This is a genomic window from Streptomyces sp. NPDC111628 (assembly GCF_055635195.1).
In genome coordinates, this window is record NZ_JBVKBZ010000005.1 from 110,955 (window position 1) to 124,104 (window position 13,150).

The window sequence follows — 13,150 nt, forward strand, 5'->3', positions numbered from 1 at the left end:
TCTCCTATACGCTGTACAACGGTTTCTCGTCCGAAGCGATCAGTCCGTCGGCGAGGTGAGGTCGTAGAAGGTGGCCGAGCCGACCGTGACCTCCTTGAAGCCGGCCTCGACCCACGAGGTGATCTGCGACGCGGTGCCGGAGCCGCCGCCCATGCCGCCTCCCGTGCCGCCGCCGATGAAGTAGTGGATGCGGCCGTCCGCCACGTACTTCTTGAACTGGGCCAGGGTCGGCGACGGGTCGGTGCCGTTGAAGCCGCCGATCGCCATCACCGGGGCGCCGGTGCCGAGCTGGTAGCTCGCGGCGTTCTGGGAGCCGATGGCGGCGGCGGCCCAGGTGTAGGCGTCGGCGTCGGTCTCCAGCAGCTTCTTCGCCTCGGAGTCGACTTCGGCGCCGTTGAGCAGGCCGCCCATGCCGCCGCCGCCCGCCCCCATACGGCCGCCCTCGCCGGACGGGCCGCCGGCCGGACCGCCGTTCTGACCGTTGGGCGTCTGACCGTTGGGCGTCTGGCCGTTCGGTGTCTGGCCGTTCTGGTTGGTGCCTCCGGTGCCCGGCGCGGTGCCGCCGCCGGGGAAGCCGCCGCCCCCCGGACCGCCCTGGCCCTGGCCCTGCCCCTGACCAGGGGCGTTCCCGCCACCCGGGAAGCCGCCGCCCCCGGGGCGACCGCCGCCGCCGGGGCCGCCCCCCATGCCCGCGCCGGACGGGCCGGCCGTGACGATGGAGCCGCTGTGCCCCTCCCGCACGGTGCTCAGCGTGTACGCGGTGGGGGCGGCCAGCGACGCCACGAGGCCGAGGCCCGCCGCCGCGAGGGCGGTCCGCCGCCCCAGCCGCCCCGCGAAGACCAGCCCGAGCGCGGCGACCAGGCCGCCGACCAGGACCGGCACCTTCAGCCAGGGGAGGTAGTCGGGCGTCCGGTTGAGCAGCACGTATCCCCAGGCCGCGCTCGCCGTGACGGCGGCGGCGAGGGCGATCGACGCCCAGGGCCGCTCGCGGCGTTCCCACAGCGTCGCGGCGCCCATGCCGGTCACGGCGGCCAGGTACGGCGCGAGGGCCACCGTGTAGTACTGGTGGAAGATGCCGGCCATGTAGCTGAAGACGGCCGCCGTCATCAGCAGCGAGCCGCCCCAGACCAGGAAGGACGCGCGCGCGGTGTCCGTGCGGCCGGCGCGGCGCGTGGCGACCAGGCCCGCGACGAGCAGGATCAGGGCGGCCGGGAGCAGCCAGGAGATCTGGCCGCCGATCTCCGAGTTGAACATCCGGTCCCAGCCGGTCTCGCCCCACTGCCCGCCACCGCCGCCGCCCATGCCGCCGCCCCCGCCGCCGACGCTGCCGGTCTCCTCGCCGCTGAGGCGGCCGAGGCCGTTGTAGCCGAAGGTCAGCTCCAGGAAGCTGTTGTTCTGCGAGCCGCCGATGTACGGGCGGGACGACGCCGGCCACAGCTCGACGACCGCGACCCACCAGCCGCCGGAGACGACGATCGCGGCGGTCGCCAGCGCGAGCTGGCCGAGGCGCTTCCTGAGCCGCACCGGTGCGCAGACGCCGTAGACCAGGGCGAGGGCGGGCAGGATCAGGAAGGCCTGGAGGGTCTTCGCCAGGAACGCGAAGCCGATCGCGACGCCCGCCCACACCAGCCACTTGCTCCGGCCGTCCTCCAGCGCCCGTACGACGAGGTAGCAGGCGACGGACATCAGCAGGGCGAGCAGCGCGTCCGGATTGTTGAACCGGAACATCAGCGCGGCGACGGGCGTGAGCGCGAGGACGGCGCCCGCGATCAGCCCGGCCGCGGGGCTGAACCGGCGGCGGACGGCCGCGTACACGACGGCGACCGTGCCCACCCCCATCAGCACCTCGGGGACGAGGACCGACCAGGAGGAGAGGCCGAAGATCCGCACCGCCAGCGCCATCGGCCACAGCGCGGCCGGGGGCTTGTCGACGGTGATGGCGTTGCCCGCGTCGAGCGAGCCGAAGAAGAACGCCTTCCAGGACTGGCTGCCCGCCTGCACGGCCGCCGAGTAGAAGGAGTTCGCGTAGCCGGAGGCGCTCAGGTTGTAGAGGTAGAGGAGGGCGGTGGCCAGCAGGAGGCCGAGGAAGGCGGGGCGTACCCAGCGGGGGTCCTCGGGGCGGCCGCGCCACACCCGGCCGAGCCGGGACTGCCGCGAAGGCCGGGGCTGCCGGTGGGCGGGCGGCGCCGCGGACGGCGGTCCCCCGTCCTCGTCGGCGGGGGTGCGCGTGCCGTCGGCGTGTGCCGTTGGGTCGTACTGCGTCGTCATCGGGCGTCGCTCCAGGTGCGATGCGGGTCCGGAAGGTGCGGGTCCGGAAGGTGCGGGTCCGGCGTGTGGGCCGTGGGCGGCGCGTCCGGGAACACCCAGGCGCGGAAGAGCAGGAAGCGCAGCACGGTGGCGGCGAGGTTGGCGGCGATCAGCACCGCCAGCTCGGTCGAGTGGTCGGGGTCGGTCGTCGCCGCGCTCAGGGCGGCCAGCGAACCGCTGGTCAGCGCGAGGCCGATGCCGAAGACGACCAGTCCCTGCGCCTGGTGCCGCACGGCGCCGCCCCGCCCCCGTACCCCGAAGGTGAGCCTCCGGTTGGCGGCGGTGTTGGCGACCGCGGAGACCAGCAGCGCGAGCGCGTTGGCGAGCTGGGAGCCGGCGAAGTGGCGGAAGCCGCTGTACAGGAGGAGGTAGAAGAGCGTGGACAGGGCGCCGACCACGCAGAAGCCGACGAGTTGCCGGGCCAGGCCCTGCGGTACGCCGGTCAGGTCGCGGTCGCGCGGGTCGTCGCCGAAGGGGCGGGTCAGCCGGTCCAGCGGGAGGGAACCGGTGGCCAGGGCCCTGCCGACCCGCCACACGCCCTTGAGGTCCTCGGTCGCCGTCCGCACGATGTGCACGGTGGAGTCCGGGTCGTCGACCCAGTCGACGGGCACCTCGTGGATCCGGCACCCGGCGCGTTCGGCGAGCACCAGCATCTCGGTGTCGAAGAACCAGCCGGTGTCCTCCACCAGCGGCAGCAGCACCTGGGCCACGTCCCGGCGGATCGCCTTGAAGCCGCACTGGGCGTCGGTGAAACGGGCCTGGAGCGAGCCGCGCAGGATGAGGTTGTAGCTGCGGGAGATGAACTCCCGTTTGGCCCCGCGCACCACCCGCGAACTGCGGGCCAGCCGGGAGCCGATGGCGAGGTCCGAGTGGCCGGAGATCAGCGGCGCCACCAGCGGCAGCAGCGCGTTCAGGTCGGTGGAGAGGTCCACGTCCATGTAGGCGAGGACCGGGGCGTCCGAGGCCGACCAGACGGTCCTGAGGGCCCGGCCGCGCCCCTTCTGCTCCAGCCGGACCGACCTGACCGCCGCGAGGTCGGCCGCCAGGCGGGCCGCGACGTGCGGGGTGCCGTCCGTGGAGGCGTTGTCGGCGACCGTGATGCGGAAGGCGTAGGGGAACGTCCGGTTGAGGTGCTCGTGCAGTCTCCGGACGCACGGCCCGAGGTCCTTCTCCTCGTTGTAGACGGGGACCACTACGTCCAGGACAGGCGTACCGGCTCCTGCGGCCGGGAGGTGCTCCCGCGCCGGCAGGGAGCCGGGAGAAGAGTCGGTTCGCATGGGACCGACTCTTCTCAACTCCCCTGTCGCACCCGTGTGGTGGTGCTGTGCTGCGCCTGTGAGTGCGCTCGCTCGTCCGGCCGGTCGTGGACCGCGGGGAGATACACGGTGAAGACTGTCCGGCCCGGCGCGCTGTCCACCGTCACACCACCGCCGTGCGCGGTCGTCACGGCCTGCACGATGGCGAGCCCGAGGCCCGTCGAGCCGGTCGCACGGGACCGTGCCGAGTCCCCGCGCGCGAACCGTTCGAAGACCCGCGGCAGCAACTCGGCGGGGATGCCGGGCCCGTTGTCCATCACGTCGACGCGGAGCCACGGCCCGTCGCGCCGCACGCGCGCGGTGACGGTCGTACCCGGCGGGGTGTGGTTGCGGGCGTTGCCCAGCAGGTTGACCAGCACCTGCTGGAGCCGGGCCGGGTCCGCCGACACCAGGGCAGGTTCGTCGGGCAGGTCGAGGCGCCAGGTGTGGTCGAGACCGGCCGCGCGGGCATCGCTGACGCTGTCCACGACGAGCGGTACGAGGTCGGTGCGCCCGAACTCCAGCGGGCGCCCGGCGTCCAGGCGGGCGAGCAGCAGCAGGTCCTCGACCAGCAGGGTCATGCGGCCGGCCTCGGACTCGATGCGGCCCAGCGCGTGCCGGGTGTCGGGGCCGACCTGTTCGCGTCCCCGGCGGGTGAGTTCGGCGTAGCCGCGGATGGAGGCGAGCGGCGTGCGCAGTTCGTGGCTGGCGTCGGCGACGAACTGCCGTACCCGCGTCTCGCTCTGCTGCCGTGCGTGCAGGGCTCCGTGCACGTGGTCGAGCAGCCGGTTGAGCGCGGAGCCGACCCGGCCGACCTCGGTGTGCGGGTCGCACTCGGACTCCGGGACCCGTTCGTCGAGGTTCACCTCGCCCGCGTGCAGCGGGAGTTCGGAGACCCGGCCGGCGGTGGCGGCGACCCGGCGCAGGGGGCGGGTGGCGACGCCGACGATGACGGCCCCGGCGAGGGAGGCGGCGACGAGGCCCGCGGCGGTGACGCTGGCCTCCACGAGGATCAGGGTGCTGATGGTCTCGGTGACGTCGGAGGTGGGGAGGGCAGCGTAGTAGCCGTCGTGGTACTCGACGCGGTAGTCGCCGAGGCCGGGGATCTCGACGGTGTGCGCCTCGCCGTCCCGGGGGACGGAGGCGAGGGCGGTGCGCTGGGCCTCGTCGAGGGAGACCGCCGTGGTCCTGCTGGGGTCCGTGCTCTCGTCGTCCTTCTCACCGTACTTGGCGTCGACGACCGCACCGTCCCGCGTCTCGGCAACGATCGTGTCGCGCGGCTGCGGGCCGCCGTGCGTGACGAAGTCGTCGAGGTCCATCCGCTGCTTCACCCCGCCGCCGGGCCCCGGTTCGCCGGGCGGCCCGAAGCCGGACACCCGGGCCGCGACCTCGCGCACCTGGCCGTCCAGCTGCTCGTACAGGTGCGAGCGCAGCGCAACCGTCGTCACCGTGCCGATCACCGCGCACACCACCGCGATCAGCGCCACGGACGCGACGACGAGCCGCGTCCGCAGGGTGCGCGGCCGCGGTCGTCGCCGCCGGCTCACGAGACCGCGGGCTTGATCAGGTATCCGGCGCCGCGCCGAGTGTGGATCATCGGCTCGCGCCCCGCGTCGATCTTCCGGCGCAGGTAGGAGATGTACAGCTCCACGACGTTGGCCTGGCCGCCGAAGTCGTAGGACCACACGCGGTCCAGGATCTGCGCCTTGCTCAGCACCCGCCGCGGGTTGCGCATCAGGAAGCGCAGCAGCTCGAACTCGGTGGCGGTGAGGTGGATGCCGTTGCCGCTCCGGGTGACCTCGTGGCTGTCCTCGTCGAGGGTGAGGTCGCCGACGACGAGTACGGAGTCGGAGCGCCGGTCGGCGGCACCGGAGCGCCGGATCAGTCCGCGCAGCCGGGCGACGACCTCCTCCAGGCTGAACGGCTTGGTGACGTAGTCGTCGCCGCCCGCGGTCAGCCCGGCGATCCGGTCCTCGACGGCGTCCTTGGCGGTCAGGAACAGCACCGGCACGTCCGGCAGATCGCGGCGCAGCCGCCCCAGCACGCTCAGGCCGTCCATGTCGGGCAGCATCATGTCCAGTACGACGGCGTCCGGCCGGAAGTCGCGCGCGGTCTGGACGGCGCCGTGGCCGTCGCCCGCGCTGCGGATCTGCCAGCCCTCGTAGCGCAGGGCCATGGACAGCAGTTCGGTGATGGACTGCTCGTCGTCCACTACAAGCACCCGGACGGGGCTCCCGTCCGGCCTCAGCAGTTCGGTGCGCCCCTGGGGCGAGGTCGTGGTCATAGCGGTCACCTTGTCGGGACGCTCTGAGAAGGCCCTTTCCCCAAGCTGTGATTTCTCTGAGAAACGCACGGGCGCCGCGCGGACACCGCCCTTCAGGCCCCCGCGGTCAGGCCCTCGGCCGTGAGGGTGAGGTGCCGGACCAGCACCTCGGCGGCGGTGTCGGCGTCGCGGGCCAGCGCCGCCTCCTCCAGCCGGCGGTGCTCCTCGACGCCGTCCCGGCCGGGGTTGCGGTGCGTCGACCAGCGACGGGCCAGTTCGCTCGCCGTCCACAGCCGGTCGAAGGTCTCCAGCAGCACGGGGTTGCCGCAGCCCTCCATCAGGGCGCGGTGGAAGAGCCGGTGCGCCTCGGACCACGCCTCGCTGTAGTACTCGCCCTCCTCCGGCGTGTACGGGGGCGTGCGGGACAGCCGGTGGTGGGCGGCGCGCACCCGGGCCTCCCAGTCGACGTCGCCGCGCTCGACGGACATGCGCAGCAGGACCGGTTCGACGGTGCGGCGGGCCTCCGCGATGTCCTGCCAGCGCCGGTCGGAGTAGGCCGGGACGGCGAAGCCGCGGTTGGGCAGCCGGTCGGCGAGCCCGTCCCCGACCACCCGCACGAGGGCCTCGCGCACCACGGCCAGGCTCACACCCTGCTCCTTGGCGAGGTCCTGCGGCTTGAGGGCGGCACCCGGGGCGTGGTCGCCGCGCATGATCGCGTCCCGCAGGTGTGCGTAGACCTGCTCGGAGAGCATCCGCTTGCCCGTCGGCGGGGGCGGCTGGGGCGACGTGGGGCCGGTCTGAGTCATGGGAGCAGCATAGACGATTCCTTGGATAATCGATTATTAGTGTTATGGTCGATTGCAGCGGCCGGCCCACAGGGTCCGGCCCGGTCGAAAGGAACGACGTGATGAGCGCCAACAACCCGTTCGCCCGCCTCCCCGAGGCGGCCTCCTTCACCCTCACCAGCACCACCGTCACCGACGGCGCCGCCTGGCCGTCCGCGCAGCACTCCTCCGGCGTCCCCGGCGGCAAGGACGTCTCCCCGCAGCTGTCGTGGAGCGGTGCGCCGGAGGGCACCCGGAGCTACGCCGTCACCGTCTACGACCCCGACGCCCCCACCGGGTCCGGGTTCTGGCACTGGGCGGTCGCCGACTTCCCGGCCGCCGTCACCGAGCTGGCCGAGGGCGCCGGCGACGACACCGGCTCGGGTCTGCCCGAGGGCGCCTTCCAGCTCCCCAACGACGCCCGTGCCGCCCGCTACCTCGGCGCCGCCCCGCCGGCCGGGCACGGCCCGCACCGGTACTTCGTGGTGGTGCACGCCCTGGACGTCGAGTCCATCGGCGTCCCGGCCGACGCCACCCCGGCCGTCCTCGGCTTCACCATGGCCGGGCACATCCTCGGCCGCGCGGTCCTGACCGCCACCGCCGAGACCCCCGCCTGACCCACCGCGTGTCCAGGCTCATCGACACCACGGAGATGTACCTCCGCACCGTCCTGGAACTCGAGGAGGAGGGCGTGGTCCCGCTGCGCGCCCGCATCGCCGAGCACCTGGAACAGAGCGGCCCCACCGTGAGCCAGACCGTCGCCCGCATGGAACGCGACGGCCTGCTGCGGATCGCCGCCGACCGGCAGCTGGAACTGACCGACACGGGCAGGCGGCTGGCGACACGCGTGATGCGCAAGCACCGGCTCGCGGAGTGCCTGCTCGTCGACGTGATCGGCCTGGAGTGGGAGCAGGTCCACGCCGAGGCTTGCCGCTGGGAGCACGTGATGAGCGAGGCCGTCGAACGCCGTCTCCTGCGCCTGCTGCGGCACCCGACCGAGTCGCCCTACGGCAACCCGATCCCGGGCCTGGAGGAGCTGGGCGGGGCGAACCCCGCGGCCCCGCGCCCGTCCGCCCCCGCCCCTGCCGGGAGCACGGTCAGCCTCGGCGACCTGCTCCCCGGGCCGGACGGCGTGAGCGCAGTCGTCCGGCGCATCGGGGAGCCGGTCCAGGCCGACCGCGGGCTGCTGTCCGCACTGCGGCGGGCCGGGGTGCTGCCGGGAGCGCTCGTGAGCGTCACGCCGTGGCCCGGCGGCGTGACGGTCGCCAGCGGCGAGGGAAGCACCCGGCTCCCCGCGCGGACCGCCGCGCACGTCTTCGTCGCCCCGCTCTGAGCCCGCACCTCAGCTGCCCTGGCCCTCCTGGCTCCCCGGCAGCCCGAACAGCCGGGCCGCGTTGTCGTGGCACACCCCGCGCAGCCACGCGTCTCCCAGCTCCAGCCGCTCCAGGGCGTGCAGTTGATGCAGGTAGGAATACGGGATGTTGGGGAAGTCGGTGCCGAGCAGGACGCGGTCGCCGAGGTCCGCCAGCCTGGGCAGCGCCCGGCGCGGGAAGGGCGCGAGACGCTCGCTGAAGTCGGTGAACGCCATGGTCGTGTCCAGCCGCACCTCCCCGTACCGCTCGGCGAGGTCCAGGAAGTCCTCGTACTCGGGCATCCCGAGGTGTGCGACGACCAGCCGCAGCCGGGGGTGGCGTGCCAGGACCCGGGCGATCGGCTCGGGTCCGGTGTGCTTGCCGGGCGCCGGGCCCGAACCGCAGTGGACGACGACCGGCACGCCCGCCTCGGCGAGCACGCCCCACGCCGGGTCGAGCAGCTCGTCGGCCGGGTCGTACGCCCCCACCTGCACATGCGCCTTGAAGACCCGCGCCCCCGCCTCGACGGCCCGGCGCACGTACGTCTCGACGCCCGGTTCGGGGAAGAGGGTGGAGGTGTGCAGGCAGTCGGGCGTGCGACGGGCGAAGTCCACCGCCCAGTCGTTCAGCCACTGGGCCATGCCCGCCTTGTGCGGATAGAGCATGGCGGTGAAGGCCCGCACCCCGAACGCGCGCAGCAGCTCCGCGCGTTCGTCCTCCTCCTGCCGGTAGGTGATCGGCCACTCGACCCCGCCGGTCAGCGGCCCGAGGGCGTCGAAGTAGGCCCAGACCTTGCGCAGCACCCGCTCGGGCATGAAGTGCGTGTGCACGTCGACCAGCCCGGGCAGCCCGAGCCCCTCCCAGAACCGGCGGACCTGCCCGACTTCGTGATCACTCATGCGGCCACGATCGCGTCCCGAGCCCACCTGGACAAGGGGGCGAGGGGACAAGAAGGGGAGGGGAGGGGACAAGAAGGGGACGCCGGGGCGACGAGGTCAGAACAGCCGGTCCTGCACCCCCGCCGCTCGCTTGAGCTCGCGCAGGGGCACGGCGCACGGCTCGCCCTCGGCGGACACCAGCTCCCACCCCGTCATCAGCCGGGTGTCGAGCACGACGACCCCGCGCTCCGTCGCCAGATGAAGATCCGGCCCGGCGGCCGCCACCAGCTCACCCCCGATCGCCCCGCCCGCCACCAGCTCGGCCACCTCCGCCACGGCGGCCGGCCCGCGCTCCGCGCCCGCGATCCCGAAGACGCCCGCGTGGTCCACGCCCCGGAACGGCTCCGGCGTCAGCGCCTCCGGCCAGCCGCCGAGCGCCACCGCCCGCGCGTGCAGCCCGGCGATCTCGGCCGCCCGCTCCGCCGCCGACTCGGGCAGGGCGGCCCGCACCGCGCGCTTGTGGGCGTACGGGATGCGGTCGGGCACGCCCAGCGCCGCCCGCAGCAGCTCCTCGGTCCGGCGCGCGGACATCAGCGGACCGCACCCCAGCCAGCTGAAGCACACGGCCCCCTGCTCGAGCAGCCGGGCGGACCCCCGTTCGTATGCGGTGATCCCCACCTTGACCAGGCCCGGACCGAACCACGCCAGATAGACCCGGTACGGCCGCGGATCGTCCGCCATGGTGTCGGCGGCCACGGAGTGGGCCCGGTCCAGCCGTGCGCACTCCTCGCACCGCGCCCCCGTACTCCGCGCCGGTACGCCGGCCCGTACCGGACACGCGTGTCCCCGTGCTCCCACACATGTCCGCACACCCCCTTCGACGACCTGGAAGGCCACCCGCCTCCCCCGGGCCGGCACACTGCGCCGGCCCCCGACCCACGTCAGCACGGGACCGTCCGCCGCCCACCGCAGCCCCGCGCACTTCCACGCCTGTGCCATCCCCACCGACAGTAGAGGGCACCACTGACAACGGCCGGTGACCGGACCCGGCAACGACGTCCGGGCGGGCACTCACTCATGGTGAGCGCCCGCCCGGACGTACCGTATGACCATGGCCGAAAGTGAAGCGATGTGCCCCGAGCGCCTGCTCTTGGAGCACGTCACCAGCCGCTGGGGCACCCTGGCCCTGATCGCGCTGCTCGACCGCCCCCACCGCTTCAGTGAACTGCGCCGGGAGATCGGCTCGGTCAGCGAGAAGATGCTGGCCCAGACCCTGCGGACGCTGGAGCGCGACGGCCTGGTCCACCGGGACGCCAAGCCGGTGATCCCGCCCCGCGTGGACTACTCCCTCACCGGCCTCGGCCGCGAGGCCGCCGAACAGGTCCGGGACCTCGCGCGCTGGACGGAGCGGCGGATGGCGGCGGTCGAGCGGGCCCGGGGGGCGTACGACGCGGACAGGGTGTGACGCGTCGCCGCCCCCGACGGGGTCACGACTTCAGGACCGCCTTCATGACGCTCTTGGCGATGGGCGCACCGAGCCCGCCACCGGAGATGTCCTCGCGGGAGATGTCCATGTCCGTCGGGTCGATGAACACGGCCACCGCGACGGAGGACCCGTCGTCCTTCTTGCCGTAGGACACGAACCAGCCGTACGGCACCTCGTCGTTGACGTCGACACCGCGCTGGGCGGTACCGGTCTTGCCGCCGACCGTGATGCCGTCGATCTGGGCGCGGCGGGCGCTGCCCTCCTTGGCGGTGAACTCCATCATCTCCTGGACCTTCTGCGCGGTCTCGGCGGAGACCGCCTCGCTCATCACCGCCGGCTCGGTCTTCTCCAGGGTGTCCAGGTCCGGGCCCTTGACCTCGTCGACGACGTAGGGCTGCATCACCTTTCCGTCGTTGGCGATTCCGGCGGTGACCATGGCCATCTGCATCGGCGTACTGGTGAGGCTGCCCTGTCCCATGCCGGTGAGCGCGGTGCCGGGCTTGTCGAGGTCCTCGGGGTAGAGGCTCTTGGCGGCGAGCAGGTCGCCGAACTCGTCGGAGTACACGTCCTCGTTGAAGCCGAACTTCTCGGCCGTCTCGCGCATCTGGTCCTGCCCCAGCTTGGAGGCGGCGTCGAGGAAGACGTTGTTGCAGGAGTACTGCATGGCGGTCTTCATCGAGGCCTTGTTGCAGACCGCGTCACCGGCCTCGCTGCCGATCTTGTTGGTGGACTGCGGCAGCGGGTAGGGGGAGACGGCGTCCGTGCGGGCGTCGACGTCGGTGACGATGCCGTGCTCCAGCGCGGCGGCCGCGGTGAGGATCTTGAAGGTGGAGCCCGGCGGGTAGGTCTCCCGCAGCGCGCGGTTGGCCAGCGGCTTGTTCTTCTTCTTGTCCAGCGCGACGAAGCGGTCGGACTCCTTGAAGGTGCTGCCGGCGAACGTCGACGGGTCGTAGGAGGGCGCCGAGACCATCGCCAGCACCTTGCCGGTCTGCGGGTCGAGCGCGACCACGGCCCCCCGGGCGCCCTTCAGGTCGGTCAGCCCGTCCCAGGCGGCCTTCTGCGCCTTCGGGTCGATGGTGGTGACCACCGAACCGGGCCGCCGCCCCTCACCGCTGACCACGTCGGCGAACCGCTGGAAGGCCAGCCGGTCGTCCTTGCCGGTGAGAATGGAGTCGTAGGTCTTCTCCAGCAGCGTCATGCCCTGCGCCTGCGAGGCGTATCCGGTCACCGGCGCGTACATCGGACCGTCGGCGTAGGTGCGCTTGTACTTGAGGTCGGTGCTCTCGGTCTCCTTGGAGCCGGTGACCGCCCGGCCGCCGACGACGATGTCGCCGCGCGGGGTCGCGAACTGCTCGATCTGCACCCGCCGGTTCTTGGTGTCGGAGGCCAGTTCGGGGGCCCGGACGTACTGCAGCCAGTTCGCGCGGATCAGCAGGCCGAGCACCAGCAGCCCGCAGAAGATCGCCACGGCCCTCAGCGGCTTGTTCACCGTGGGCCTCCGTCGAGGCTCGGCCGGTCGGATATCGTCCGGTCGGATATGAAGACTGGTCCTCTCAACATGCGCACACCCTAGACAAAGTTGCGCACCGTACTCACGTCCGGTCGGCCACCGCACCGGCCGTGTCGCCCAACTCCCGGGCTCATGGCCATCGGGCCCCGTCGGCGACAATCCGTCGGAACCTGTCACTCACGCCCCTGGGACACCCCCCGTGCCCTGCATAGCGTGCCCCCATGAACCCCGCCGGCCTCCTCCCCTACGTCATGCCGATCGGCATCGGCCTCCTCGTCGTCCTGCTGCTGTCCCTCGTCCCGGACCCGCACCGCCGCCCCCTGAACGCCCTCGGGATCGCCGGGGCCGGGGGCGTCTACTTCTCGGGCGGCGGCCTGGGCGCCTGGGAGCTCCCGTTCGGCGCGCTCATGCTCTACGTCGCCTACCGGGGCCTCACGTCCTGGACGTTCATCGGCATCGGCTGGCTGCTGCACACCGCGTGGGACGTCGTCCACCATCTGAAGGGCAACCCGATCCTCCCCTTCGCCCACGACTCGTCCCTGGGCTGCGCGATCTGCGACCCGGTCATCGCCCTGTGGTGCCTGCGCGGCGGCCCGTCCCTGCGCGAACTCCTCCCGGGAGGCCGGGGCGTTCCGCGGCGGCGAGCCGTCACGTGAGGGGCCGCGCACCCCGATCGCTCTCCGTGCAGCCCGCCGCCGACGGCAAGTCACGGCACCGCTGGTCCTGGTGGGCCTGAAGCGCCACGCCCCCGAAGACGACGACGCAGACCAGGCCGACCATGACGCCCTGCCCGACCACCGTCACCACGGCCCCGGCCCGCACGGCGACCACCGCCGCCACCCCGGCGAGGACCCCGACTCCGCCGACGGCGGCCAGATAGTTCCACAGGGGGTCGGGCGCGGCGCTCTCCGCCGGGTCGAGGCTGAACCCGGACAGGAACCAGAGCCCGAAGATCACCACCAAGGCGATCAACTCCAGGAGCACGAGACCGCACCCGGCCCCGATATCGGCACCAAGATCCGCACGGCGCCGACGTCCACCGCCGACGGTGGCGTCGAACGCCGGCGGAGCAACAGGCAGGGTCCCCAACGGCAACTGCCTCAGGAAAAGCGGAAGCCCCGTGGAGTGAACCACGGGGCTTCCGACCATTCTGTGCACTCGGCAGGATTCGAACCTGCAACCTTCTGATCCGTAGTCAGATGCTCTATCCGTTAAGCTACGAGTGCTTGTCTTGT

Annotated in this window: 13 protein-coding genes and 1 tRNA gene; 4 read left to right on the top strand and 10 right to left on the bottom strand. The window is 72.9% G+C overall.

All coding sequences use genetic code 11. The features are described 5' to 3' along the window. Window positions 1–39: 39 nt before the first annotated feature. The 5 genes from ACZ7MF_RS26340 to ACZ7MF_RS26360 all read right to left on the bottom strand — a co-directional run bounded on the left by ACZ7MF_RS26340 (window position 40) and on the right by ACZ7MF_RS26360 (window position 6,671). Window positions 40–2,268, bottom strand: a complete 2,229-nt coding sequence (locus ACZ7MF_RS26340) for an ArnT family glycosyltransferase (protein WP_471480269.1) — start codon at window positions 2,266–2,268, stop codon at window positions 40–42. Then, window positions 2,265–3,584, bottom strand: a complete 1,320-nt coding sequence (locus ACZ7MF_RS26345) for a bifunctional glycosyltransferase family 2/GtrA family protein (RefSeq protein WP_471480271.1) — start codon at window positions 3,582–3,584, stop codon at window positions 2,265–2,267. The genes ACZ7MF_RS26340 and ACZ7MF_RS26345 overlap by 4 nt, the downstream gene beginning before the upstream one ends. Before the next feature lie 14 nt (window positions 3,585–3,598). Beyond that, on the bottom strand, window positions 3,599–5,149 hold the full coding sequence (locus tag ACZ7MF_RS26350) for a sensor histidine kinase (RefSeq protein WP_471480273.1): 1,551 nt from the start codon (window positions 5,147–5,149) through the stop codon (window positions 3,599–3,601). After that, a complete protein-coding gene (locus ACZ7MF_RS26355; protein WP_471480275.1) occupies window positions 5,146–5,886 on the bottom strand; it encodes a response regulator transcription factor in 741 nt (246 codons plus the stop codon). Before ACZ7MF_RS26355 ends, ACZ7MF_RS26350 begins: the two co-directional genes overlap by 4 nt. Window positions 5,887–5,978: 92 nt before the next feature. Further along, on the bottom strand, window positions 5,979–6,671 hold the full coding sequence (locus ACZ7MF_RS26360; RefSeq protein ID WP_471480277.1) for a GntR family transcriptional regulator: 693 nt from the start codon (window positions 6,669–6,671) through the stop codon (window positions 5,979–5,981). 101 nt (window positions 6,672–6,772) lie between these two features. Here ACZ7MF_RS26360 and ACZ7MF_RS26365 point away from each other — a divergent pair, with 101 nt between their 5' ends. Together ACZ7MF_RS26365 and ACZ7MF_RS26370 are read left to right on the top strand one after the other, a co-directional pair. Beyond that, the gene (locus ACZ7MF_RS26365; RefSeq protein WP_471480278.1) at window positions 6,773–7,306 is read left to right on the top strand and encodes a YbhB/YbcL family Raf kinase inhibitor-like protein; all 534 of its coding nucleotides are present in this window, start codon (window positions 6,773–6,775) and stop codon (window positions 7,304–7,306) included. 8 nt (window positions 7,307–7,314) lie between these two features. Then, window positions 7,315–8,022, top strand: a complete 708-nt coding sequence (locus ACZ7MF_RS26370; protein WP_471480279.1) for a metal-dependent transcriptional regulator — start codon at window positions 7,315–7,317, stop codon at window positions 8,020–8,022. 9 nt (window positions 8,023–8,031) lie between these two features. Here ACZ7MF_RS26370 and ACZ7MF_RS26375 read toward each other — a convergent pair whose 3' ends face one another. Both ACZ7MF_RS26375 and ACZ7MF_RS26380 read right to left on the bottom strand, forming a co-directional pair. Beyond that, on the bottom strand, window positions 8,032–8,940 hold the full coding sequence (locus ACZ7MF_RS26375) for an amidohydrolase family protein (RefSeq protein WP_471480280.1): 909 nt from the start codon (window positions 8,938–8,940) through the stop codon (window positions 8,032–8,034). 96 nt (window positions 8,941–9,036) lie between these two features. Beyond that, window positions 9,037–9,918, bottom strand: a complete 882-nt coding sequence (locus tag ACZ7MF_RS26380; RefSeq protein ID WP_471480282.1) for a DUF2797 domain-containing protein — start codon at window positions 9,916–9,918, stop codon at window positions 9,037–9,039. A gap of 106 nt (window positions 9,919–10,024) precedes the next feature. Here ACZ7MF_RS26380 and ACZ7MF_RS26385 point away from each other — a divergent pair, with 106 nt between their 5' ends. After that, window positions 10,025–10,384, top strand: coding sequence for a winged helix-turn-helix transcriptional regulator (locus ACZ7MF_RS26385; protein WP_356867329.1), 360 nt, complete (start codon window positions 10,025–10,027; stop codon window positions 10,382–10,384). Between the two features lie 22 nt (window positions 10,385–10,406). Here the strand turns inward: ACZ7MF_RS26385 and ACZ7MF_RS26390 are convergent, their stop codons facing one another. Beyond that, window positions 10,407–11,894, bottom strand: coding sequence for a peptidoglycan D,D-transpeptidase FtsI family protein (locus ACZ7MF_RS26390; protein WP_471480284.1), 1,488 nt, complete (start codon window positions 11,892–11,894; stop codon window positions 10,407–10,409). A gap of 242 nt (window positions 11,895–12,136) precedes the next feature. Here ACZ7MF_RS26390 and ACZ7MF_RS26395 point away from each other — a divergent pair, with 242 nt between their 5' ends. Next, window positions 12,137–12,571, top strand: coding sequence for a DUF6010 family protein (locus tag ACZ7MF_RS26395; protein ID WP_471480286.1), 435 nt, complete (start codon window positions 12,137–12,139; stop codon window positions 12,569–12,571). Here ACZ7MF_RS26395 and ACZ7MF_RS26400 read toward each other — a convergent pair. Together ACZ7MF_RS26400 and ACZ7MF_RS26405 are read right to left on the bottom strand one after the other, a co-directional pair. Next, on the bottom strand, window positions 12,564–13,064 hold the full coding sequence (locus ACZ7MF_RS26400; protein WP_471480288.1) for a DUF6234 family protein: 501 nt from the start codon (window positions 13,062–13,064) through the stop codon (window positions 12,564–12,566). The genes ACZ7MF_RS26395 and ACZ7MF_RS26400 overlap by 8 nt on opposite strands. A gap of 4 nt (window positions 13,065–13,068) precedes the next feature. Continuing rightward, window positions 13,069–13,141: transfer RNA gene (locus ACZ7MF_RS26405), tRNA-Arg, on the bottom strand. Between the last annotated feature and the right edge of the window lie 9 nt (window positions 13,142–13,150).

What these genes read in the sequence shown, in the direction of transcription:
- ACZ7MF_RS26340 (WP_471480269.1), bottom strand. Translation starts at nt 2,268, where the DNA reads ATGACGACGCAGTACGACCCAACGGCACACGCCGACGGCACGCGCACC.
- ACZ7MF_RS26345 (WP_471480271.1), bottom strand. Translation starts at nt 3,584, where the DNA reads ATGCGAACCGACTCTTCTCCCGGCTCCCTGCCGGCGCGGGAGCACCTC.
- ACZ7MF_RS26355 (WP_471480275.1), bottom strand. Translation starts at nt 5,886, where the DNA reads ATGACCACGACCTCGCCCCAGGGGCGCACCGAACTGCTGAGGCCGGAC.
- ACZ7MF_RS26360 (WP_471480277.1), bottom strand. Translation starts at nt 6,671, where the DNA reads ATGACTCAGACCGGCCCCACGTCGCCCCAGCCGCCCCCGCCGACGGGC.
- ACZ7MF_RS26365 (WP_471480278.1), top strand. Translation starts at nt 6,773, where the DNA reads ATGAGCGCCAACAACCCGTTCGCCCGCCTCCCCGAGGCGGCCTCCTTC.
- ACZ7MF_RS26375 (WP_471480280.1), bottom strand. Translation starts at nt 8,940, where the DNA reads ATGAGTGATCACGAAGTCGGGCAGGTCCGCCGGTTCTGGGAGGGGCTC.
- ACZ7MF_RS26380 (WP_471480282.1), bottom strand. Translation starts at nt 9,918, where the DNA reads ATGGCACAGGCGTGGAAGTGCGCGGGGCTGCGGTGGGCGGCGGACGGT.
- ACZ7MF_RS26385 (WP_356867329.1), top strand. Translation starts at nt 10,025, where the DNA reads ATGACCATGGCCGAAAGTGAAGCGATGTGCCCCGAGCGCCTGCTCTTG.
- ACZ7MF_RS26395 (WP_471480286.1), top strand. Translation starts at nt 12,137, where the DNA reads ATGAACCCCGCCGGCCTCCTCCCCTACGTCATGCCGATCGGCATCGGC.
- ACZ7MF_RS26400 (WP_471480288.1), bottom strand. Translation starts at nt 13,064, where the DNA reads ATGGTCGGAAGCCCCGTGGTTCACTCCACGGGGCTTCCGCTTTTCCTG.